This is a genomic window from Pelagerythrobacter marinus (assembly GCF_034375205.1).
GTDB lineage: Bacteria > Pseudomonadota > Alphaproteobacteria > Sphingomonadales > Sphingomonadaceae > Pelagerythrobacter > Pelagerythrobacter marinus.
The window spans coordinates 2,649,816-2,671,882 of sequence record NZ_CP139719.1 but is presented as its reverse complement, the minus strand read 5'-3'; the positions used below and the strand labels follow the sequence as shown (position 1 = coordinate 2,671,882).

The following is a 22,067-nucleotide window of genomic DNA, read 5'->3' as shown; positions in this document are numbered from 1 at the left end:
ATCGGCGATCCTTTGGCGCGGACCATAGGGCCTGCCGCCCGCGCGCGGCAGTCGTTCGTCGGTTTCCATTGCAACTTGATAGATTACCGCGCCTTTTCTGAACCTTGCGGCAGCGGGCGCGGCGAACGGCGCGGTGTCAGGCGGCCTCGGCCGAAGCGAACTGGAGCGCGGCGAGGCGCGCGTAGAGCCCGCCCGCCTCGCTCAGCTGCGAATGGGTGCCCTGTTCGACGATCCGCCCTTCGTCCATCACCACGATCCGGTCCGCCGCGCGCACGGTCGCCAGCCGGTGCGCGATGACCAGCGTCGTGCGCGCGCGCATCAGCCGGTCGAGCGCCTGCTGGACCAGTTGCTCGCTCTCGGCATCGAGCGCGCTGGTCGCCTCGTCCAGCAGCAGGATCGGCGCGTCGCGCAGCAGGGCGCGGGCGATCGCGAGGCGTTGCTGCTGCCCGCCCGACAGGCGCGTGCCGCTCTCGCCCAGGAACGTGTCGAGCCCCTCGGGCAGGCCGCGCAGGAAAGCCTCGGCATTGGCGGCGCGCGCCGCTTCCCAGATGGCATCGTCGCTCGCGTCCCAGGCGCCGTAGCGCAAGTTGTCGCGGGCATTGGCCGAAAAGAGCACGCCGTCCTGCGGAACGAGCGCGATCCGGCGGCGGATGTCGGCCGGGTCGGCACTGGTCAGCGGCACCCCGTCGAGCCGGATCGTCCCGGCCTGCGGGTCGTAGAACCGCTCGGCCAGCTGGAACACGGTGGACTTGCCCGCCCCCGAAGGGCCGACGATCGCGACCGTTTCGCCCGGTTCGACCTCGAGCGTGAATTCCTTCAGCGCCGGGGCGTCGAGCCGGGTCGGATAGCGGAAACTGACGTTGCGGAACGAGAGGCTGCCGCGCGGCGGCTCGGGCAGGGCGAGCGGCCGGGCGGGCGGGGCGATGTCGGGCCGTTCGGCCAGCAGCTCCTCCAGCCGGCTGGCGGCGCCGGCCCCGCGCAGCAGGTCGCCGTAAACCTCGGTCAGCGCGCCGAAGGCCCCTGCCACCAGGCCGCCGGTGAGGACGAAGGCGGCGATCGTGCCGCCGCTGATCTCTCCGCTCGCCACGGCAATCGCCCCGCGCCACATGACCAGCGTGATCCCGCCGAAGACGAGCATGATCACGATCGAGGTCATCGCCGCGCGCAGGGCGATCCGGCGGCGGGCGGTCGCGAACGTGCGCTCCACCGCCTCGGCGAAACGGCCGCCCTCGCGTTCTTCCTGGTTGAATGCCTGGACGATCTTCATCGCGGACAGCACTTCGGTGATCATCGCGCCGACATCGGCCACCCGGTCCTGGCTCGAGCGCGAGACGGTGCGGATGCGGCGGCCGAAATAGACGATCGGCAGGATCACCAGCGGAATGCCGACGATCAGCCCGACCGTCAGCGTCGGGGCGAGGTAGAACAGGATCGCCGTTCCGCCGATCGCGGTCAGCAGGTTGCGCAGCGCGACCGAGACCGTCGTGCCGACGACCTGTTCGATCAGCGCGGTATCCGAGGTCATCCGGCTGGAGATTTCCTTGGGGCTGTTCTCCTCGTAGAAACCGGGGGCGAGGCGCAGGAGGTTGCGCTGCACCTTCAGGCGGATATCGGCGACGACCCGTTCGCCCAGCCAGCTGACGAAATAGAACCGCATCGCCGTGCCGATCGCGAGCACGACGACGATCATCAGCAGGTACTGGAACGCGTGGGCGATCTCTTCCAGGTTGGCGTCGCCGCCGAAAGCCCGGTCGATGATCGCCTTGAACCGCCAGGGAATGGCCAGCGTCGCGGCCGCGGTCACGAACAGCGCGAAGACCGCCAGCGCCACCCGCGCGGGGTAGCGCGCGGCCTCGCGGAAGATCATCCGCAGCGGCGCGAGCGAGCGGGCCGGGCGCGGCTCCCCGTCCTGCGCCGTGCGGCGGCGCAGCAGGCCCCGGCGGGGGCGCGGTCGGGTTTCGCTCTGGTCCGCTTCCATCGCGCGCGGCCTAGCGCTGCCGGCCGGCAAAATCCACTCGCCACTGGCGATCGGCGGCTCGAATGCCCAGATGATGCCCGAATGATGCATTGCACAATGACGCGCCTCCCGGCACTGTGCAGTGCACAACGCAGCGGGAAGCGTCCGGCAAGAGACGCCCAGCAGGGGAAACGAATTGCTCTATCACGCTTACGAACTGCAGCGCGCCTGGCTGGGCGGGGCGAGCGCCTGGGCCTCGATGGGGGCGGAAATGCTCGCCAGTCCCTATTCCCCGCTGGGTTACATGGGCCTCGGCCCGGTCACGGCGAGCGCGCTGGAGGTTTTCGCCCACGCCGCCGCGCCGCGCGGCAAGCCCGCGTTCGGGATCGAGACCGTGGAGGCGGGCGGCAAGTCTTTCGCGGTGGAGGAAGCCACCGTGGTCAACCGGCCTTTCGGCGACCTGAAACGGTTCGTGCGCGACGGCCTGCCCGAAGATGCGCCGCGCCTGCTGGTCGTCGCGCCGATGAGCGGGCACTACGCCACCCTGCTGCGCGGCACGGTGCGGCGGATGATCGAATCGTGCGAGGTCTATGTCACCGACTGGGCCGACGCGAAGACCGTCCCGATGTCGGAGGGGCTGTTCGATCTCGACGATTATATCGATTACCTGGTCGGGTTCCTCGAGCATATCGGGCCGGGCGCGCATGTCATGGCCGTGTGCCAGCCCTCGGTACCCGCGCTGGCGGCCACCGCGCTGATGAACGCCGAGGGCCATCGCTGCCGCCCCGCCACCCTGACCATGATGGGCGGGCCGATCGACACGCGCGAGAGCCCGACGACGGTCAACGACCTGGCGATGGAACGGCCGATCGAATGGTTCCGCCACACGGTGATCGCCACCGTGCCGATGCAGCACCGCGGGGCAGGGCGCAGGGTCTATCCCGGGTTCCTGCAGCTCGCCGGCTTCATGTCGATGAACCTCGGCCAGCACATGCTGAGCCATTACGAGATGTTCAAGCACCTGACGATCGGCGACGAGGACAGCGCCCGGGCGACCAAGGATTTCTACGACGAGTATCGCTCGGTCTGCGACATGACGGCCGAGTTCTACCTCCAGACGGTGGAGGAAGTGTTCCAGAAGCACTCGCTGGCCAACGGGACTTTCGTCCATCGCGGCCAGCCGGTGGACCTCGGCGCCATCCGCGACACGGCGATCCTGGCGATCGAGGGCGAGCGCGACGATATCTCGGGCATCGGGCAGACGCGCGCCGCGCTGGATCTCGCCACCGGGCTGGACGAGGCGAAGAAGCAGTATTTCCTCGCCGAGGGGGCCGGCCACTACGGCATTTTCAACGGCAGCCGCTGGCGCACGAAAATCGCCCCCGCGGTCGAAGCCTTCATCGCCCGGCACGGCCGGTCCGGCCTCGCGGCCGCGGCCTGACGGTCAGGGCGGCGGGGGTGCGGCCGCCCCGCGCCCGGGCCCCTGCGCGCCCCGGCCAAGCAGCCGGCGGATCATCCGGCGGGCGGCGAGGACGAGCCAGATCGTGAGCGCGAGCAGGGCCAGCGCGATCGCCCCGGCGACATAGGGATATTCGAACGCCGCCCACAGCAGGCCGGCCGCCGCGATATCCTCCACCGTCGAGACCGCGACGTTCGATACCGGTTCCGGGCTGGCGTTGACCACGCCCCGGGCCCCGGCCTTGCCGGCATGGGCGGCGAAGGCGGCCCCGCCGCCGAGGACGAAGGCGACGACCTGCCACGCTGGGTCCGACGGATCGACGATCGCCAGCGCCAGCAGCGCACCGCCCACCGGGCGGACGAAGCCGTGCACCGCGTCCCACAGCGAATCGAGCCACATGATCTTGTCGGCCAGGAACTCCGCCAGCGCGGCGAGCCCGGTGACCGCCATGACCCAGGGGTTCGCCAGAACGTCGAGCGCGGCGAGGTGTTCGGGCAGGGGCAGCGCGCCGGCGCGCATCGCGATCCCCGTCGCCAGCAGGCACAGGTAGAGCCGCCAGCCCGCCAGAAGGCTGACGCTGCCCGCGATGCCGATGATTTCCATTATGCCCATCGCCGCTTACCCCCCCGATGCCGATGGCAAACGGGCGGCGCGCGGGCCGCTTTCCTGTCCGGGACCGGTCAGGGAAGGAACCCGCGCGCCGCCCGTGCGGCAAGGGTTATAGGGCGATCAGAGGACTTCGAACATCCCCGCAGCGCCCATGCCGCCGCCGACGCACATCGTCACGACGACGTATTTCGCGCCGCGGCGCTTGCCTTCGATCAGGGCATGGCCGACGCAGCGCGCGCCCGTCATGCCATAGGGGTGGCCGATCGAGATCGAGCCGCCGTTGACGTTGAGCAGCTCGTCGGGGATGCCCAGCTTGTCGCGGCAATAGAGCACCTGGACGGCGAAGGCCTCGTTCAGTTCCCACAGACCCACGTCCTCCAGCTTCACGCCGGTGCGTTCGAGCAGCTTGGGAATCGCGAAGACCGGGCCGATCCCCATCTCGTCGGGCTCGGTCCCGGCGACGGCCATGCCGACATAGCGGCCCAGCGGGGTGAGGCCCTTCTTCTCAGCCAGGCTTTCTTCCATCAGGATGCTCGCGGCCGAGCCGTCGGAAAGCTGGCTGGCATTGCCGGCGGTGATCGTCGTGCCCGGGCCCATGACGGGCTGCAGGCCGGCCAGCCCTTCCAGCGTGGTGCCCGGGCGGTTGCCTTCGTCCTTGGCGATCGTCACTTCCCTGTCGGAAATCTCGCCCGTTTCCTTGTCCTGGACCTTCATCGTGGTCGTGACCGGGACGATCTCGTCGTCGAACTTGCCCGCTTCCTGCGCCGCGGCGGTGCGCTGCTGGCTCTTCAGCGCATATTCGTCCTGCTGCTCGCGCGTGATCCCGTAACGCTGGGCGACCGTTTCGGCGGTCTGGAGCATCGGCATGTAGATCGCGCCGTGCATGTTGATCAGCTCCGGATCGGGCATGACCCGCATTTCCTTCGTCTGCACCAAGCTGATCGATTCCTGCCCGCCGCCGGCGACGACATCCATGTTGTCGACCATGATCTGCTTGGCCGCGGTCGCGATCGCCATCAGGCCCGACGAGCACTGGCGGTCGAGCGTCATGCCCGAAACCGAGATCGGGCAGCCGGCGCGCAGCGCGACCTGGCGGGCGAGGTTGCCGGCCTGGGCACCCTGCTGCAGCGCGGCGCCCCACACGACATCGTCGAGATCGCCCGGTTCGATCCCGGCGCGTTCGATCGCCGGAGCGAGCGAGTAGGAGCCGAGCGTGGCCCCCTTGGTGTCGTTGAAGCCGCCCTTGTAGGCGCGCCCGATGGCGGTTCGGGCGGTGGAAACGATAACTGCGTTGCGCATTTCAAACCTCTCGTTACCCGGCCGGGGCCGGGCCTTTCACTGGTGGTGCGGCCGATGCGGCCGGCCGCGACAAGCCCCGCCCTGGCGCGGGGCGGCGTTGTTTCAGACGAAGAGCTGCGTGATCCACTCGGCGATCAGCGCCGGCTTGTCCTCGCCCTCGATCTCGATCGTGATCTCGGTCGTCTGCTGCCACTGGCCGGGACGCTTTTCGACCATCTCGACCAGCTTCCAGTGGCCGCGGATGCGCTTGCCCGAACGGACCGGGTTGATGAACCGCGTCTTGTTGCCGCCGTAGTTGACGCCCATCTTGACCCCTTCGGGCCGGGGAAGATCGGAATTGGCCGCGAGATAGGGGATCATCGACAGGGTCAGGAACCCGTGGGCGATCGTGCCGCCGAACGGCGTCATCTTCGCCTTTTCCTCGTCCACATGGATGAACTGGTGATCCCCGGTCGCGTCGGCGAACTGGTTGATCCGTTCCTGGCTCATCTCGACCCATTCGCTGGTGCCGATGTTTTCGCCGACCTTTTCCGCGATTTCCTGCGGAGTCATACGCCTCTCCTTCGAACCGTCGATTCAACGTGAAACCGCGGCTTCATGGCGCATGCGGAGGGCTAGCGCAACGCGGCCTCCGGTGCCGCTACGGCATCGCCAGCCGGGCGGTGCGGCGCGCGCGGCCAGCCGGCGCGGCGCACCTCGCGTTCCTGCGAATCGAGGCGCTTGCAATAGGCCCAGAGGGCGATCTGCGCGCCGATCAGCATCAGGACGAACGGCTGGTAGGCAATGCCCTGGAACAGCGATCCGACAAGGTAGATGACCTGCGCGACCTGCAGCGCGCTGGCCAGGGGCGCCTGCCACTGTGCATCGTGGGCCGCGCGCTGGCGCCAGCGCCGACGGACCCATTCCATCTGCCACAGGCCCAGCGCGTGGATCCAGAGCCACAGGATCAGCCCCGGCCAGCCCTGTTCGCCCAGCATCTCGAAGATCGCGGAGTGATAGGCGCGCGCCTCGTCCACGACCTCGCGGTATTCGATCGCGGTCGTATTGCCCTGTTCGACCAGCACGGGCAGGCGATAGGTGAAGCGGTTGCCGCGATAGGCGTCGAACCCGCCGCCGAAGGGATTCTCGGCGACGTAGTCGAGCGTCCAGGTCCAGACCGCGACGCGGGTGGAGGCCGACTGGTCCTGGTCGTGGCTGCCGATCGTCGCCATGCGTTCGTAATAGCTTTGCGGAATGAACGGCAGCGCGGCCAGGCCCAGCGCCGCGCCGGCCGCGAGGAAGGCGAACCGGCGCTTCACGTCGCGCAGCGCGACGACGGCGAGGACCGCGATGCACAGCAGCCCGGTGCGCGCCTCGGTACCGATCGGCACCAGCAGGCAGGCGAAGACCAGCGCGTAGCCGAAAGTCTTCACCCGCCAGTCCGGCGGGAAGATCGTGCCGTGGCGGGTGAACCACAGGATCAGCGGGATGATCGCGATGGCGACGGTCGCGAGGGTGGAACTTTCGTACATCCCGCTGTTGTCGTTGACGAAGAAATAGAGCGAGGCGTAGCCGCCCCCGCCCAGCGCCGTCTTCATCCCCGCGCTGATGATGATCGCCCCCGCGGTCAGCACCATGATCAGCGCCGTCCCCTCGATCCTCAGGCGGGTGGAAAGCGTCAGCGGCAGGAAGATCGCGAAGACCAGCGCCTTCCACACCCAGTCCCACTTCTCCAGCGCCTCTGCCGGGAAGTCGGCGGTCTGCGTGGTCCAGAAGCAATAGGCGAGCAGCAGGCACAGCAGGAACTGGCGCAGCGTGAAGCGGGTGCCCTTCTTGGCGTCGGTCAGCAGCCAGCCGGCGAAGGCGGCGCAGAAGGCGATGAAGGAAATCGGCAGCGCGGAGGTGATCGACCAGCCGATCTTCTGCGGGGCGAGGATGTCGATGTAGAGATAGGCGAGGACCCAGATGAACGGGCGGCGCAGCCCGATCGCGAGGAAGGCCATGACGAACAGGAAGAGCGCGAGGTCAAGCATCGCGGTTGCCGCCCCGCTCGCCCATCGTGCGGGCACTGGCGCCGCCCGTGTCGCCGCTCGCATTGCCGGCCGTGTCGCGAGCGGTTTCGTCGCCCGCCTTGCCGGCAGCCGCGCGCCGCTGCGCGGTCGGTGTGCGCGGGCCGTCCTCGAACGCGGGGTCGCGGTCGGTTTCGTCGCGCCCGGCGATCCGCAGCAGGGCGATCGCGATCAACGCGTGGATCAGGCCGAGGGCGAAGTAGTCGATCAAACCAGAAGATGCCTTGCAATGCGCACGCCGGGGGCGCTGCCGGGCGGTCTAGCAGCGGGCGGTTGACGCGCCGTTAAGCTTGCTGTGGCAGGGGACCTGGCGATGACACGGGTGCTCCACGTTCTCGACCATTCGCTGCCGCTGCACAGTGGCTACACCTTCCGCACGCGCGCGATCCTGAAGAGCCAGCAAAGGGCCGGCATGACGGTGCGGGCCATTACCGGCCAGCGCCACGCGGCCGAAGGGCCGCCGGTCGAAACGATCGACGGGCTGACCTTCCTGCGCACGCCGGGCCGCCCCTCCGGCCCGCCGGGCCTGCGCGAATGGCGCGAGATCGGCTGCCTGGCCGATGCGATCGACCGCGCGATCGAGGACTGGCGGCCCGACGTGATCCATGCCCATTCGCCGGCGCTGTGCGGGCTGGCCGCGCTGCGTTCGGCGCGCCGCCACGCGATCCCGCTGGTCTACGAAATCCGCGCCTTCTGGGAAGACGCGGCGGTCGGCAACGGCACGGGGCGCGAAGGCTCGCTGAAATATCGCCTGACGCGCGCGCTGGAAGACCGGGCCGTGGCGGGCGCCGACGCGGTCTTCACGATCTGCCGCGGGTTGCGCGACGACCTGGTCGCGCGCGGGGTGCCGGGGGAGAAGATCGCGCTCTCGCCCAACGGGGTGGACCTGTCGCTGTTCGGCGACCCGCCGGTCCGCGACCCGGCGCTGGCCGCGCGGCTGGGGCTGGGCGAAGGCCCGGTGATCGGCTTCGTCGGCAGCTTCTACGATTACGAGGGGCTGGACGATCTTGTCGCGGCCATGCCCCGCCTGCGCGAAAGCGTGCCAGGTGCGCGCCTGCTGCTGGTCGGCGGCGGTCCGATGGACACGGCCCTGCGCGCACAGGCCGCCCGCAGCCCGGCGGCCGGGGGGATCCGCTTCGCCGGCCGCGTGCCCCACGATGAGGTGGAGCGGTACTACGCGTTGATCGACGTGCTCGCCTATCCGCGCAAGAAAAGCCGGCTGACCGATCTCGTCACCCCGCTCAAGCCGCTGGAGGCGATGGCGCAGGGCCGGCTCGTCGCCGCGTCCGACGTCGGCGGGCACCGCGAACTGATCGACGACGGCGAAACCGGCACCCTGTTTCCACCGGACGACCCGGCCGCCTGCGCCGATGCCCTGGCGGCATTGCTGCGCGACCGGGCCGGGTGGGATGCCATGCGCGAGCGGGCGCGCGAACACGTTGCCGCGCATCACGACTGGGGCCGCAACGTCAGGCGTTATCAAGACGTTTACCATCGGCTGATAGCCCCTGTGCCGAATGGGCAGGTGCCTGCCGCCTGAGGCAGGCCGCCCGCGCAACGGGGAAGTGATACAGTGGCAGCCAAAGACCAGGGCCAGACCGCCAGCCAGGTTCCGATCAGCCAGCACCCGGTTTTCCCGGCCATCGTCGCGCTATGGTTCGCGGCCTTGCTGGGGATCGGCAGCCTCGTCCTCCCGGTGGCCCTGTTCGAAGCACTGGCCGAGGCGACCGGCCTCGCCGCCGCGGTTCCCGCCGCCGCGCCCCCGCTGGGGGTGACGGCGCGCATTCTCATCGCGCTCGTCTTTGCCGCGCTCGGCGTCGTTGCCGGGCTGTACATCGCCCGCAAGGTCGTGGCCGCCCAGGGGGCGACCCGCCCGGCCGCGCGCCGGCGGGCGCAGCCGGCCTCGACGCGCCGCGACGAGGCTGCCAAACGGCCGATCTCCGCGCGCGAGGAACTGGGCGTGGAAAGCTTCGACGAGCCGATCGAGGCCCCGCGCCCCGCGCCTGCACCGACGCCTGCCCCGGGCCGCCGCCGCGCCCTGGCCGTGACCGACGAAAGCGGGCCGAGCGAGCTGCTCGACCGGGCGGACCTGCCGGGCGCCGAAGAACCGGTCGCGCTGGCTCCCGAGCTCGCGACCCCGGTGGACGACGTGCCGGCAGAGGAGGCGCCCGACGCGCTCGACCTCGCCGTTTTCGCCGACCAGGATGCCGCGCATCCCGCGGCGGACATGATGCCGGCTCCCGAACCCGAGCCGGCCGAAGCGCTCGAGGCGGAGCCGCAGCCGGCGGCCGCAGTGCCCGGGCCCTTCGCCGCGATGCCGTCCGAACAGCCGGCCGAAGGGGCGCGCCCCTTCGATGCCCCCCGCGCCGCGCCGCCGGCGTTCCACGCGGACCCGGTCGCCGACGCCGAGGTCGACGTGGCCGAGGCGGACGACGCGGATGAGGCGGACCGGCCGAACCTGGCGGAGCCGGCCGATCAACCGTTCGCAGGCCTGCCCTCTGCCGCGTTCGCGAACGCAGGCGACGATCCTGCCGTGATCGAAGAGATTGCCGCGGCCGAAGATCCGGAAGCGGACGAGGCCGCGCCGGAAGGCGCGCTGGCCGAGCTGTCGATCGCCGAACTGGTGGACCGCTTCGCGCAGTCGCTGCAACGCGCGGCCCGCCGCGAGCAAGAGGCCGCCGCCGCGGCGCGGGCACCGGCCGATGCGCCGGCCGAGAGCCCGAGCCGCTATGTCCCCGACCTGGGGGTGGCCGCCGAGGAAGCGCCGCGCTTCGAGCCCGCCACCGCCCCGGCCACCCGCGTTGCCTTCGCCGCTGACACGACGACGGACGATCCGGCTGTCGAGGCCGCCCCGGTCGCGGCCGAGGAAGCGCCTGCGCCTGTTGCCGCGGCCGAGGAAGCGTCCTCTCCCGAAGGCACGCGTGAAGAGGATGCCGAGGAAGAGGCGCTGGCCGAGCCGCAGGCTTTCGCCGCGCCGCCCTCGGTGCCGGCCGCGCTGCGCCCGCTTGCCTTCGACCCCGAGGCGCACGACGGGGACGAAGGCGATGCCGCCGAGGACGAGGAGGCCGATCTCGCGCTCACCCTGCCGCTCTCGCGCCAGGCGCGCGCGTTCGACCGCCCGGCACCCGGGCCGGAAGCCGCCGCCCCGGTTGCCGGCGACGACGCGATCGACGGAGAGGAAGGCGAGGGGGAAGCCGGCTTTGCCGGCAACGACGCGATCGCGGCCGAGGACGGCTGCGGTTCGCTGCTCGACATTCGTCGCGGCCCGCGCGAACGGGAATTCGTGCGGATCGAAGACGCGGAGGATAACGACCTGCCCGAACCGGTGGTGGTCTTTCCCGGCCAGGAGGATCGCCGCGCGACCCCGGCCGCCGACGGCCCCGCGCGCGAGGCGGGCGCCCCGCCGGCCCCGCCGCAGCGGCGCCCGTTCGACGCCCCGGCAGGCGATGCCGAAGGGGCCGGGACGGCTCGCCGCGAGCCGCTCGACGAAGCCCAGGCTGAGCGCGCCCTGCGCGAAGCTTTGCAGAAGTTGCAGCGGCTTAGCGGAGCCGCCTGAACCCCCGCCCCACGGGTAAACCGGGCGCGGTCGCTTTCGTAAGCGCAAGAATAACTAATACCTATGCGCGCCCCTGTGCAGTTGCAAAATGCCGTTCCAATCTGCATTAAGCGCCTTCGCGACAATTTTCGTGCGCGTTCGCGTGGCGAAATACGCGCTTCATTGCCGAAGGGGCCAAAGGGGTACGCGCTTCGGCACCTGACAGAACGGGGTTTACTGGATGGGGTTTCCCACGCCGACAGGTCTGTATGATCCGCGCAACGAGCACGATTCGTGCGGCGTCGGGTTCGTCGCCCACATCAAGGGCGAGAAGAGTCATGCGATCGTGGGCCAGGCGCTGGAAATCCTGGCCAACCTCGATCATCGCGGCGCGGTGGGCGCCGATCCGCTGCTGGGCGACGGCGCCGGCATCCTGCTCCAGATCCCCGATCCGCTGATCCGCGAATGGGCCGAACAGGCGGGCCACGACCTGCCGGCCGAAGGCGACTATGCCGTCGCGCAGTGCTTCCTGCCGCAGGACGACGAGGCCCGGGCCTTCGTGGCCGAGCAGCTGGAGAAGTTCGTCGCCAAGGAAGGCCAGCGCCTGGTCGGCTGGCGCGACGTGCCGGTCACGCTCGACGGGCTGGGCCGGGCGGTCGTCGATTCGATGCCGGTCATGCGCCAGTGCGTGGTCGCGCGCGGGCCCGACTGCGCCGACCGGGACGCGTTCGAGCGCAAGCTGATCGTGATCCGCAAGCAGACGCTCAACCCGCTCGCCAGGCTGGCCGAAAAGCACGCGATGCCGGCCCTGACGCAGACCTATATCCCGAGCTTCTCGAGCCGGACGATCGTCTACAAGGGCCTCCTGCTCGCCAACCAGGTGGGCAGCTTCTACGACGACTTGCGCGATCCGCGCTGCGTTTCCGCGCTGGGGCTGGTGCACCAGAGGTTCAGCACCAACACCTTCCCCAGCTGGCGTCTCGCGCACCCCTATCGCTTCATGGCCCACAACGGCGAGATCAACACCGTTCGCGGCAACGTGAACTGGATGGAGGCCCGTCGGCGCACGATGGAATCGGAGCTGCTGGGCGCCGATCTCGACAAGATGTGGCCGCTGATCCCGCATGGCCAGTCGGACACCGCGTGCCTCGACAACGCGCTCGAGCTGCTGCTGGCGGGCGGGTACAGCCTCGCCCACGCGATGATGATGCTGATGCCGGAGGCATGGGCCAAGAACCCGCTGATGGACCCGGCGCGGCGCGCGTTCTACGAATATCACGCCGCGCTGATGGAGCCGTGGGACGGCCCGGCGGCGGTGGCCTTCACCGACGGGCGGCAGATCGGCGCGACGCTGGACCGCAACGGCCTGAGGCCGGCGCGCTATTGCGTGACGAAGGACGATCTCGTCTGCCTCGCTTCGGAAAGCGGCGTCCTGCCGTTCGCGGAAGAGGACATCGTGCGCAAGTGGCGGCTGCAGCCGGGCAAGATGCTGCTGATCGACCTCGAGCAGGGCCGGATCGTCGAGGACGCCGAGCTGAAGGCCGAGCTGGCGGCCGCGCACCCTTACGAGACGTGGCTGGCGCGCACGCAGTACAAGCTGGAGGATCTCGACACGATCGAGCCCGAGCTTGCCGCGATTCCCGACCACACGACGACCCTGCTCGAACGCCAGCAGGCCTTCGGCTACACCCAGGAAGACATCGCGCGCTTCCTCGAGCCGATGGCGCTCGCCGGCGACGACCCGATCGGGTCGATGGGCACCGACACGCCGCTCGCCGTGCTCAGCCAGCGGCCGCGGCTGCTCTACGATTACTTCAAGCAGAACTTCGCCCAGGTCACGAACCCGCCGATCGACCCGATCCGCGAGGAACTGGTGATGAGCCTGCTGTCGATGGTCGGGCCCCGGCCCAACCTGCTGGGCCGCGATGCCGGCACGCACAAGCGGCTCGAAGTCGGCCAGCCGATCCTCACCAACGACGACCTGGCGAAGATCCGCTCGGTCGAGGTCGCGCTCGACGGGGCCTTCCGCACCCACACGCTCGACATCACCTGGGACGCGGCGACCGGAGCCGAAGGGCTGGAGATGGCGCTGAAGGAACTGTGCTGGGCGGCGACCGAGGCGGTCCTGCTCGACCACAATATCCTGATCCTCTCCGACCGCGCGCAGGGGCCCGATCGCATCCCGATCCCCGCCCTGCTCGCTACCGCCGCCGTGCACCACCACCTCGTGCGCCAGGGCCTGCGGATGCAGACGGGCCTGGTGGTCGAAACCGGCGAGGCGCGCGAGGTTCACCATTACTGTGTGCTGGCGGGCTTCGGCGCGGAAGCGATCAACCCCTACGTCGCGTTCGAGACGATCGAGAACCTTCGCGCCGAACGTTTCCCCGAGGTCGCGGCCGAGGACGCGCGGCAGAACTACATCAAGGCGGTCGGCAAGGGGATGCTCAAGGTCATGTCCAAGATGGGCATTTCGACCTACCAGTCCTATTGCGGGGCGCAGATCTTCGACGCGGTCGGCCTGTCGAGCGCCTTCGTGGACAAGTACTTTACCGGCACGGCGACGACGATCGAGGGGGTCGGCCTGCTCGAAGTGGCGGAGGAGGCCGTACGCCGCCACGCGCTCGCGCACGGGGCGGACCCGCTCTATGCCGGGATGCTCGATGCCGGCGGGATCTACCAGTATCGCCTGCGGGGCGAGGACCACGTCTGGACGCCGGGCAGCGTCGCCAGCCTGCAGCACGCGGTGCGCGGCAACTCGCGCGCGCGGTACGAGGATTTCGCGCGTGCGGTGAACGAACAGTCCGAGCGGCTGCTGACCATTCGCGGGCTGATGGAGCTGAAGCCCGCCGACACCCCCGTCCCGCTGGACGAAGTCGAGCCCGCGGCCGAGATCGTGAAGCGTTTCAGCACCGGCGCGATGAGCTTCGGCTCGATCAGTCGCGAGGCGCACACGACGCTGGCGATCGCGATGAACCGCATCGGCGGCCGTTCGAACACCGGCGAAGGCGGCGAGGAGCCCGATCGGTTCACCCCGATGGACAACGGCGATTCGATGCGCAGCCGGATCAAGCAGGTCGCCTCGGGCCGGTTCGGCGTGACGACCGAGTACCTGGTCAATTCCGACGACATCCAGATCAAGATGGCGCAGGGCGCCAAGCCGGGCGAGGGCGGGCAGCTGCCCGGCCACAAGGTGGACAAGACGATCGGCGCCGTGCGCCACTCCACCCCCGGGGTCGGCCTGATCAGCCCGCCGCCGCACCACGACATCTATTCGATCGAGGATCTCGCCCAGCTGATCCACGACCTGAAGAACGTGCAGCCGACGGCGCGCGTCTCGGTCAAGCTGGTCAGCGAGGTGGGCGTCGGGACCGTCGCCGCCGGCGTTTCGAAGAGCAAGGCGGACCATGTCACGATCTCCGGCTACGAAGGCGGCACCGGCGCAAGCCCGCTGACCAGCCTGACCCATGCGGGCAGCCCGTGGGAGATCGGCCTCGCCGAAACCCAGCAGACGCTGCTCCTGAACGACCTGCGCAGCCGTATCGCGGTGCAGGTGGACGGCGGCCTGCGGACCGGGCGCGACGTTGCCATCGGCGCCCTGCTGGGCGCGGACGAGTTCGGTTTCGCCACCGCCCCGCTGATCGCCGCCGGCTGCATCATGATGCGCAAGTGCCATCTCAACACCTGCCCGGTCGGCGTCGCGACGCAGGACCCGGTGCTGCGCAAGCGCTTCACCGGCACGCCCGAGCACGTGATCAACTATTTCTTCTTCGTGGCCGAGGAAGTGCGCCAGATCATGGCCGAGATGGGCTTCCGCACGCTGGAGGAAATGATCGGCCGGGTGGACCGGATCGATACCCGCCGGGTCGAGCGGCACTGGAAGGCGCACGGGGTGGACCTGAAGCGCATTCTCCACCCGGTGCCGGCCCCCGAAGGCCGCGCGCTGCACCATACCGAGACGCAGGATCACGGGCTCGGCGCGGCAATGGACAACGAGCTGATCGCCGCCTGCCGCGAGGCGATCGACAACGGCACCTCGATCCGGATCGATCGCGAGATCCGCAACGTGAACCGCACGGTCGGGGCGATGCTGTCGGGCGAGATCGCCCGCCGCCACGGCCATGCCGGGCTGGGGCCGGAGACGATCCGCATCAACCTCACCGGCGTGGCCGGTCAGAGCTTCGGCGCCTGGCTGGCGCACGGGGTCACGCTCGACCTGGTGGGCGACGCGAACGACTACGTCGGCAAGGGCCTTTCGGGCGGGCGCATCGTCGTTCGTCAGCCGGCCGGCGTCGCGCGCGACCCGGGGCAGAACATCATCGTCGGCAATACCGTGCTCTACGGCGCGATCTCGGGCGAAGCTTTCTTCGAAGGGGTGGCCGGTGAACGCTTCGCGGTTCGCAACTCGGGCGCCGTCGCGGTGGTCGAGGGGACGGGCGATCACGGCTGCGAATACATGACTGGCGGCGTCGTCTGCGTGCTCGGCCCGACCGGGCGGAACTTCGCTGCGGGGATGAGCGGCGGCGTCGCCTATGTCTATGACGAGAACGGCGATTTCGCGCGCCTGTGCAACCAGGCCCAGGTCGATCTCGTGCCGGTTTCGCCCGAGCCCGATGCCGAGGACGGGCTGGGCCGCCCGCAGGCGCACCCGCGCTCGGTCAACGACCTGGGCATGGGCGACATGCTGCGCCACGACGCGCAGCGCCTGCGCATCCTGGTCGAGCGGCACAAGCTCCACACCGGCTCGGCCAAGGCCGCGGCGCTGCTCGACGACTGGGACGCCGCGCTTGCCCGTTTCGTCAAGGTGATGCCGCGCGACTATGCCCGCGCGCTCGCCCAGCTCGAGGCCGAGCGGCTCGAAGCCGGTCGCGCCCCTTCAACCGACGCGGAACGCAGCAATCCCGAGAGCGTGGCGGCCGAATGATCGCCCGCGCCGCGCGAAACGCCGCCTCCCACCGAACGAACTGGATGTAACCGCCATGGGTAAGGAAACAGGTTTCCTGGAATTCGAGCGCGAGGACCGTGCGTCGGCCGACCCGGCCGAGCGCCTCGCGCATTACAACGAGTTCGTCCACGCCCTGCCCGAAGGGAAGCTGCGCAACCAGGCGGCGCGCTGCATGAATTGCGGCATCCCCTACTGTCACACCGGCTGCCCGGTGAACAATCTGATCCCCGACTGGAACCACCTCGTCTACGAGGCGGACTGGAAGCGTGCGCTCGACATGCTCCATTCGACCAACAACTTCCCCGAGTTCACCGGGCGCGTCTGCCCGGCCCCGTGCGAGGCCGCCTGCACGCTGAACATCACCGACCAGCCGGTGACGATCAAGTCGATCGAATGCGCGATCGTCGACCGCGGGTGGAAGGAAGGCTGGATCAAGCCGCAGGTGCCCGCGCGGCCCACTGGCAAGTCGGTCGCGGTGATCGGCAGCGGCCCGGCCGGGCTGGCCTGCGCCCAGCAGCTGGCGCGCGCCGGCCACGCGGTGACCGTGTTCGAGAAGGCCGACCGGATCGGCGGCCTGCTGCGTTACGGCATTCCCGACTTCAAGATGGAAAAGCACCTGATCAACCGCCGCGCGGTGCAGATGGAGGCCGAGGGCGTCCAGTTCCGCACGAGCAGCGAGATCGGGGTCGAAGTGTCCTTTTCCGCCCTGCGCGAGAACTTCGATACGGTCGTCCTCGCCGGCGGCGCAGAAGAGGCGCGCAAGCTCGACATTCCCGGGGCGGAGCTGCCCGGCGTGCGGTTGGCGATGGAATTCCTGACCCAGCAGAACAAGCGCAACGCCGGCGACGACGAAGTGCGCGCCGCCCCGCGCGGCACGCTGACCGCGACCGGCAAGCACGTGATCGTGATCGGCGGCGGCGACACCGGCAGCGACTGCGTCGGCACCAGCAACCGCCAGGGCGCGAAGAGCGTCACCCAGCTGGAAATCATGCCCCGCCCGCCGGAAAAGGAAGACAAGGCGCTGACTTGGCCGGACTGGCCGCTCAAGCTGCGCACGTCGTCGAGCCACGAGGAAGGGGTGGAGCGCGACTGGTCGGTCCTCGCCCGCCGGGTCGTGGCCGAGGGGGGCGATGTCGTCGGCCTGGAATGCGTGCGGGTCGAATGGCGCGACGGCCGGATGCAGGAGATCGAAGGCAGCACGTTCACCCTGCCGGCCGATCTCATCCTGCTGGCCATGGGGTTCACCGGGCCGAAGCGGCGCGGCCTGCTCGACCGGGCCGGGGTCGCGCTGGACGATCGCGGCAATGTCGCGGCCGACACGCGCACTTATGCGACCAGCGAGCCGGGCGTGTTCTCGTGCGGCGACATGCGCCGCGGGCAGAGCCTGGTCGTCTGGGCGATCCGCGAGGGGCGCCAGTGCGCCCGCGCGGTGGACGAGGCCCTGATGGGCGCGAGCGACCTGCCCCGCTGACCCGGCGCCGGCGCAGCGCCCGGGGAAGGTGCCGCGCCGCCGGCTGGCGAAAAGGTTCCGCCCATGCATAAACGGCGGCAGGGGTTAGCTGCCGCCGTCCGGTCTGTTTCGCGACTGCAGGAACGATCGCGGCCCGCGCGGCGCGGGCGGGCGATCAGCCTTCGTAGTCCGCCCCGATCGAGGTCGAGCGGGCGGGGGCCGACGCGGTGATCCGCAGCGCCTCGGCCGACTGGCTGAGCGAGCCGACCTCGTCCGCCTCGTCCTCGTCGTCCGGCAGGATCTTCTGCAGGTTCAGGACCAGCGATTCGTTGAGGTCTTTCGGCTTGATCGTCTGTTCGGCGATCTCGCGCAGGGCGACGACCGGGTTCTTGTCGCGGTCGCGGTCGACGGTCAGCTCCGCCCCGCCGGAGATTTCACGCGCGCGCTGCGCGGAAAGCAGGACGAGATCGAAACGGTTGGGAACCTTGTCGACGCAATCTTCGACGGTAACGCGCGCCATATGGCACTCCGGTAGCAAACGGGTTTACGGAAAGGGCGCCAGCTAGGCGTTCGGGGCGCGAGAGTCAAGGATTTGCGCCGCGGACCGGGCCCGCCTACATGCCGGTCATGCCCGGTGCGGACCCCAGTTGCAGCGATGCGGATCGCCCCGGCTTCACCCCGCCGGATCCGTTTACCGCCCGGGCCGGCGGCCAGGCGCTGACGTTCTACCCGGCCGGACCCGCCCGGCGCGAGGCCCTGCTGGCGATGATCCGGCAGGCGCAGGCCTCGGTCAAGCTGTCGTTCTACATCTACGAGGAAGACGCGATCGGCACCGCCTTGCGCGATGCCCTGGTCGATGCGGCGGGCCGGGGCGTGGCCGTGACGCTCCTGCTCGATTCGTTCGGGGCCGACGCGGGGGAGGGCTTCTTCGCGCCCTTGCGCGCGGCCGGCGGCCGTGTCCGCTGGTTCAGCCCGCGCTGGAGCCACCGCTACCTGATCCGCAACCACCAGAAGATCGTGATCGCCGACGACGCGTGCGCGATGTTCGGCGGGTTCAACATCGCCGATTCCTATTTCGCCGCGACCGGCGAGGACGGGTGGAACGATCTCGCGATCGGTATCGAGGGGGACGCGGTCGGCGGGCTTGTGGACTGGTTCGCGCGGCTGGCCGACTGGAGCGAGCTGGACGACGGCACGTTCCGCAGCATCCGCCGCGCGGTGAAGAGCTGGGACTGGTCGAACGGCGCGGCCCGCTGGCTGGTCGGCGGGCCGACGCGCGGCCTTTCGACGTGGGCCCGGCAGGTCGGCGAAGACCTGCTGCAGGCGCAGAAGCTCGACATGCTGATGGCCTATTTCTCCCCCCCGCCGCACCTGCTGCGACGTATCGGGCGGATAGCGGCGCGGGGCGAGACGCGGCTCGTCATGGCCGGGCGCAGCGACAACGGGGCGACCATCGGCGCCTCGCGCTCGCTCTACGACTACCTGCTGCGCAAGCGCGCGCGAATCTGGGAATTCGACGCCTGCCGCCTGCACACCAAGCTGATCGTCCTCGACGACGTGGTCTATGTCGGCAGCGCCAATTTCGACATGCGCAGCCTCTACCTGAACCTCGAGCTGATGCTGCAGATCCGCGATGCCGCCCTGGCGGAGCGGATGCGCGAGTTCGTGTCGCTGCATATCGCCGGCTCGCAGCCGATCACGCCGGCGCTGCACAAGTCGCGCGCGACCCTGTTCAACCGGGTCCGCTGGAACCTCGGCTGGCTGCTGGTCTCGGTGGTGGACTACACGGTGACCCGGCGGCTCAACCTCGGCCTCTAGGCGGGCGCCGCGACGGGCCTCGCGATCCGCGCGGTCAGTCGTATTCGCCGGTCCGCCGGTCCTCTTCCGCGAGGTCGGAGAAGCGCGTGATCCGCGGTTCGAAGCGCAGCCGGACCTTGCCGGTCGCGCCGTGCCGCTGCTTCGCCACGATCAGCTCGGCCAGGCCGAAGACCCGCTCCATCTCGCTGGCCCAGGCGGCATGGGCCTCGTGGACCTTGGCATCGTCGCTTTCGACCGGGCGCTTCGGCTCGCGCGCGGCGACGTAATAGTCCTCGCGGTAGATGAACCAGACCATGTCGGCGTCCTGCTCGATCGAGCCCGATTCGCGCAGGTCCGACAGCATCGGGCGCTTGTCGTCGCGCTGTTCGACCGCGCGGCTGAGCTGCGAGAGCGCGATCACCGGCACGTCGAGTTCCTTGGCCAGGGTCTTGAGCCCGCGGCTGATCTCGGAAATCTCGTTCACGCGGTTGTCGTTCGCCCGCCCGCTGCCCTGCAACAGCTGCAGGTAGTCGACGATCACCAGGCCGATATCGTGCTTGCGCTTCAGCCGCCGCGCGCGGGTCCGCAGCGCGGCGATGGTCAGCGCCGGCGTGTCGTCGATGAACAGCGGCAGCTCGGCCAGGCGCTGGCTGGCGAAGCTCAGCTTCTGGAAATCGTCGCGGCTGATCTTGCCCATGCGCAGCGCTTCGGAACTGATGCCGGCCTGTTCGGCGAGGATACGCGTGGCGAGCTGGTCCGCGCTCATCTCCAGCGAGAACAGCGCCACGCCGGCGCCGACCGACTTGCCTTCCTCTATCTGGTCGCGCCGGTCGCGCAGCAGGCGGTCGGCGCAGTTGAAGGCGATGTTCGTCGCCAGCGACGACTTGCCCATGCCCGGCCGCCCGGCGAGGATGATGAGGTCGGAATTGTGCAGGCCGCCGCACTTGTCGTTGATCGAGGTGAAGCCGGTCGTCTTGCCCGAGACGTGGCCGCCGGAATTGATCGCCAGCTCGATCATGCCCAGCGCCTTGTTGGTCGCCACGCCGAAGCTGGCGGCCTCGCTGGTCGAAGAGGCGCCTTCGGCGACCTTGAACAGCTCCGCCTCCGCCTGGGCGATCCGGTCCATCGGCGCGACGTCCTCGCTGGTATCGAGCGCGCCCTCGACCAGCGTGCGGCCCACGCTGACCAGTTCGCGCAGCAGCGCCAGGTCGTAGATCTGCTGCGCCAGCTCGCGCGGGGCGAGCAGGCCCTGCCCGTCGGCGGTGAGCTGGGCGAGATAGGTGATCCCGCCCAGTTCCTTCAGCGCCTCGTCCCCTTCGAAATAGGGTTTCAGCGTGACCGGCGTGACCACAGCGTTGCGATCGAGCAGCGTCAGTATCCGCTCGTAGACGCGCTGGTGGACGGGTTCGAAGAAATGCTCGGGGCGCACCGCGACCGGCAGTTCCTCGATCACCCGGTTGTCGATCAGGACGGCGCCGAGGAAGGCGGCCTCCGCCTCGATATTGGCGGGCAGCGCCCGGCCCGGTGCGGCATCGGTTTCGGGGCGGATGAGGAGGTCTTGGTCGGCCATCGCCGGCCTTGTGCGCAGGCCCGCGCATGGAAGGCAAGAGGGGGCGGGGCGCGGCACCTTGTGGATAGCGGGGACAGGCCGGCGGGCGAACCGCCCGGCGCGCGTTCAACAAGGCTTGCCCCGGCCCCTTCGCATCTGCGAAAGCGGCTGAACAATGTCCGCCCCGGCTGAATCATGGCGTATCGCCCACATCGCGCTCGACCAGGACACGATCCTGTGGCGCAACCCGGACGTGGAGCAGGAACGGCGGGTCGCGATCTACGACCTGATAGAGGACAACACGTTCAAGCCCCTGCGCGCGGTGGAGAAAGGCCATGCGGGGCCCTGGCGGCTCTCGCTGTCGGTCCAGGACGGCCGCCTCGCCATGGCGATCGCGACGATGGACGGGCAGGCGGTGGAAACGCTGGTCCTGGGGCTGGCCCGGTTCCGGCGCCCGATCCGCGAATACTTCGCGATCTGCGACAGCTATTACCAGGCGATCCGCAAGGCGACCCCGGCCGAGATCGAGACGATCGACATGGCGCGGCGCGGCATTCACAACAACGCGGCCGAGCTCCTGCTCGAACGGCTGGAAGGCAAAGTCGAAACCGATTTCGCCACTGCACGGCGCCTGTTCACGCTGATCTGCGTGCTTCACATCAAGGGCTGAGGGGCAGGGCATGGCACGAGGCAGGGGCAGGCGGGGACGGGCCGGCTGGCGGGCGCGGGCAGCGGCCGCAGTCCTGCTCGCGGTGCTGGCCGGCGGGCTGTGGCTGTGGTGGGACATGCGCCACTGGCGGCCGGACGAGGCCGCCTATCCCGACCAGGGGGTGGAAGTCGCGGCCGCGGACGGGGTCGTCAATTTCCGCACCCTGCGCGCGCTGGGGGCGAGCTTCGCCTATCTCGACGCCAGCGACGGGGCATCGGGGCAGGACCCGGCGCTGGGCGGCAACCTGGCCGCCGCGCGCGCCGCGGGCCTGCAGGTGGGGGCAGTGCACCGGTTCGATCCCTGCACGATGGCCGACGGGCAATCGGCCAATTTCGTGACCATGGTGCCGCGCGACCCGACCCTGCTGCCGCCGGCGATCGAGCTGGCCCGCACCGCCGGCGATTGCCCCGAGCGGGTCGGCGATGCCGCGGTCGAGAGTGAGCTGATGACGCTGATCAACCAGATCGAGATGCACGCCGGCAAGCCCGTCATCCTGAAGATCGACCCGGGGTTCGAGGATCGCTATCGCCTGGCCGGGACGCTCGAACGCAACCTGTGGCTGACGCGCACGCGGTTCGAGCCGACATATGCCGGGCGCCCCTGGCTGCTGTGGACCGCCAACACGGCCCTGCAGACCGAGGCGGCCGAGCAGCCGCTGCGCTGGATCGTCGCGCGCCCGTGAACCGCCTTGTCGGCGTCAAACGGCTCGCAAG

16 protein-coding genes are annotated in these 22,067 nt (G+C 69.8%); 8 read left to right on the top strand and 8 right to left on the bottom strand.

From position 1 onward, the window contains the following. Nucleotides 1-136: 136 nt before the first annotated feature. Nucleotides 137-1,867 carry an ABC transporter transmembrane domain-containing protein gene (locus T8T98_RS13095; protein WP_251106041.1) on the bottom strand — a complete coding sequence of 577 codons (1,731 nt, stop codon included), beginning with the start codon at nt 1,865-1,867 and terminating at the stop codon, nt 137-139. A 286-nt stretch (nt 1,868-2,153) separates the two neighbouring features. Here T8T98_RS13095 and T8T98_RS13090 point away from each other — a divergent pair, with 286 nt between their 5' ends. Next, nucleotides 2,154-3,398 carry a polyhydroxyalkanoate depolymerase gene (locus T8T98_RS13090; protein WP_251104856.1) on the top strand — a complete coding sequence of 415 codons (1,245 nt, stop codon included), beginning with the start codon at nt 2,154-2,156 and terminating at the stop codon, nt 3,396-3,398. A 3-nt stretch (nt 3,399-3,401) separates the two neighbouring features. On the opposite strand, the gene T8T98_RS13085 is transcribed toward T8T98_RS13090, so the two are convergent. From T8T98_RS13085 to T8T98_RS13065, 5 genes are all read right to left on the bottom strand, one after another. Beyond that, the gene (locus T8T98_RS13085) at nt 3,402-4,028 is read right to left on the bottom strand and encodes a DUF4126 domain-containing protein (RefSeq protein WP_251104857.1); all 627 of its coding nucleotides are present in this window, start codon (nt 4,026-4,028) and stop codon (nt 3,402-3,404) included. 117 nt (nt 4,029-4,145) lie between these two features. Beyond that, nucleotides 4,146-5,324 (bottom strand): acetyl-CoA C-acyltransferase, encoded by a 1,179-nt coding sequence (locus tag T8T98_RS13080; protein WP_160734013.1) that lies wholly within the window; start codon nt 5,322-5,324, stop codon nt 4,146-4,148. A gap of 102 nt (nt 5,325-5,426) precedes the next feature. After that, nucleotides 5,427-5,876: a MaoC family dehydratase gene (locus tag T8T98_RS13075; RefSeq protein WP_160734012.1), complete on the bottom strand. Its 450-nt coding sequence runs from the start codon at nt 5,874-5,876 to the stop codon at nt 5,427-5,429. 62 nt (nt 5,877-5,938) lie between these two features. After that, complete coding sequence (locus T8T98_RS13070; RefSeq protein ID WP_251104858.1) at nt 5,939-7,336, bottom strand: DUF5935 domain-containing protein; 1,398 nt, start codon at nt 7,334-7,336, stop codon at nt 5,939-5,941. Beyond that, nucleotides 7,329-7,583: a hypothetical protein gene (locus T8T98_RS13065; RefSeq protein ID WP_251104859.1), complete on the bottom strand. Its 255-nt coding sequence runs from the start codon at nt 7,581-7,583 to the stop codon at nt 7,329-7,331. The genes T8T98_RS13070 and T8T98_RS13065 overlap by 8 nt, the downstream gene beginning before the upstream one ends. Nucleotides 7,584-7,685: 102 nt before the next feature. On the opposite strand from T8T98_RS13065, the gene T8T98_RS13060 reads away from it, so the two are divergent. The 4 genes from T8T98_RS13060 (at nt 7,686) to T8T98_RS13045 (ending at nt 17,320) form a co-directional block, all read left to right on the top strand. Next, complete coding sequence (locus T8T98_RS13060; protein ID WP_251104860.1) at nt 7,686-8,912, top strand: TIGR04063 family PEP-CTERM/XrtA system glycosyltransferase; 1,227 nt, start codon at nt 7,686-7,688, stop codon at nt 8,910-8,912. A gap of 33 nt (nt 8,913-8,945) precedes the next feature. Continuing rightward, a complete protein-coding gene (locus T8T98_RS13055) occupies nt 8,946-10,928 on the top strand; it encodes a hypothetical protein (RefSeq protein WP_251104861.1) in 1,983 nt (660 codons plus the stop codon). Between the two features lie 220 nt (nt 10,929-11,148). Then, nucleotides 11,149-15,828, top strand: coding sequence for a glutamate synthase large subunit (gltB, locus tag T8T98_RS13050; protein ID WP_160734007.1), 4,680 nt, complete (start codon nt 11,149-11,151; stop codon nt 15,826-15,828). A gap of 55 nt (nt 15,829-15,883) precedes the next feature. Beyond that, the gene (locus T8T98_RS13045) at nt 15,884-17,320 is read left to right on the top strand and encodes a glutamate synthase subunit beta (RefSeq protein ID WP_160734006.1); all 1,437 of its coding nucleotides are present in this window, start codon (nt 15,884-15,886) and stop codon (nt 17,318-17,320) included. 154 nt (nt 17,321-17,474) lie between these two features. Here the strand turns inward: T8T98_RS13045 and rpoZ are convergent, their stop codons facing one another. Further along, complete coding sequence (gene rpoZ, locus T8T98_RS13040) at nt 17,475-17,819, bottom strand: DNA-directed RNA polymerase subunit omega (protein ID WP_160734005.1); 345 nt, start codon at nt 17,817-17,819, stop codon at nt 17,475-17,477. Nucleotides 17,820-17,926: 107 nt separating this feature from the next. Here rpoZ and T8T98_RS13035 point away from each other — a divergent pair, with 107 nt between their 5' ends. After that, complete coding sequence (locus T8T98_RS13035) at nt 17,927-19,117, top strand: phospholipase D-like domain-containing protein (protein WP_251104862.1); 1,191 nt, start codon at nt 17,927-17,929, stop codon at nt 19,115-19,117. 34 nt (nt 19,118-19,151) lie between these two features. Here the strand turns inward: T8T98_RS13035 and T8T98_RS13030 are convergent, their stop codons facing one another. Continuing rightward, nucleotides 19,152-20,666, bottom strand: a complete 1,515-nt coding sequence (locus tag T8T98_RS13030; RefSeq protein WP_251104863.1) for a replicative DNA helicase — start codon at nt 20,664-20,666, stop codon at nt 19,152-19,154. A 154-nt stretch (nt 20,667-20,820) separates the two neighbouring features. Here T8T98_RS13030 and T8T98_RS13025 point away from each other — a divergent pair, with 154 nt between their 5' ends. Then, entirely contained in the window at nt 20,821-21,315 is a 495-nt protein-coding gene (locus tag T8T98_RS13025; protein ID WP_251104864.1) for a UPF0262 family protein, read from the top strand. 10 nt (nt 21,316-21,325) lie between these two features. Next, nucleotides 21,326-22,036 (top strand): glycoside hydrolase family 25 protein, encoded by a 711-nt coding sequence (locus T8T98_RS13020; RefSeq protein ID WP_251104865.1) that lies wholly within the window; start codon nt 21,326-21,328, stop codon nt 22,034-22,036. Nucleotides 22,037-22,067: the final 31 nt, after the last annotated feature.

Coding starts and splice junctions, on each gene's coding strand:
- T8T98_RS13095 (WP_251106041.1), bottom strand. CDS start 1,867: ATGATCTTCCGCGAGGCCGCGCGCTACCCCGCGCGGGTGGCGCTGGCG.
- T8T98_RS13085 (WP_251104857.1), bottom strand. CDS start 4,028: ATGGGCATAATGGAAATCATCGGCATCGCGGGCAGCGTCAGCCTTCTG.
- T8T98_RS13080 (WP_160734013.1), bottom strand. CDS start 5,324: ATGCGCAACGCAGTTATCGTTTCCACCGCCCGAACCGCCATCGGGCGC.
- T8T98_RS13075 (WP_160734012.1), bottom strand. CDS start 5,876: ATGACTCCGCAGGAAATCGCGGAAAAGGTCGGCGAAAACATCGGCACC.
- T8T98_RS13070 (WP_251104858.1), bottom strand. CDS start 7,336: ATGCTTGACCTCGCGCTCTTCCTGTTCGTCATGGCCTTCCTCGCGATC.
- T8T98_RS13060 (WP_251104860.1), top strand. CDS start 7,686: ATGACACGGGTGCTCCACGTTCTCGACCATTCGCTGCCGCTGCACAGT.
- gltB (WP_160734007.1), top strand. CDS start 11,149: ATGGGGTTTCCCACGCCGACAGGTCTGTATGATCCGCGCAACGAGCAC.
- T8T98_RS13045 (WP_160734006.1), top strand. CDS start 15,884: ATGGGTAAGGAAACAGGTTTCCTGGAATTCGAGCGCGAGGACCGTGCG.
- rpoZ (WP_160734005.1), bottom strand. CDS start 17,819: ATGGCGCGCGTTACCGTCGAAGATTGCGTCGACAAGGTTCCCAACCGT.
- T8T98_RS13035 (WP_251104862.1), top strand. CDS start 17,927: ATGCCCGGTGCGGACCCCAGTTGCAGCGATGCGGATCGCCCCGGCTTC.
- T8T98_RS13030 (WP_251104863.1), bottom strand. CDS start 20,666: ATGGCCGACCAAGACCTCCTCATCCGCCCCGAAACCGATGCCGCACCG.
- T8T98_RS13025 (WP_251104864.1), top strand. CDS start 20,821: ATGTCCGCCCCGGCTGAATCATGGCGTATCGCCCACATCGCGCTCGAC.
- T8T98_RS13020 (WP_251104865.1), top strand. CDS start 21,326: ATGGCACGAGGCAGGGGCAGGCGGGGACGGGCCGGCTGGCGGGCGCGG.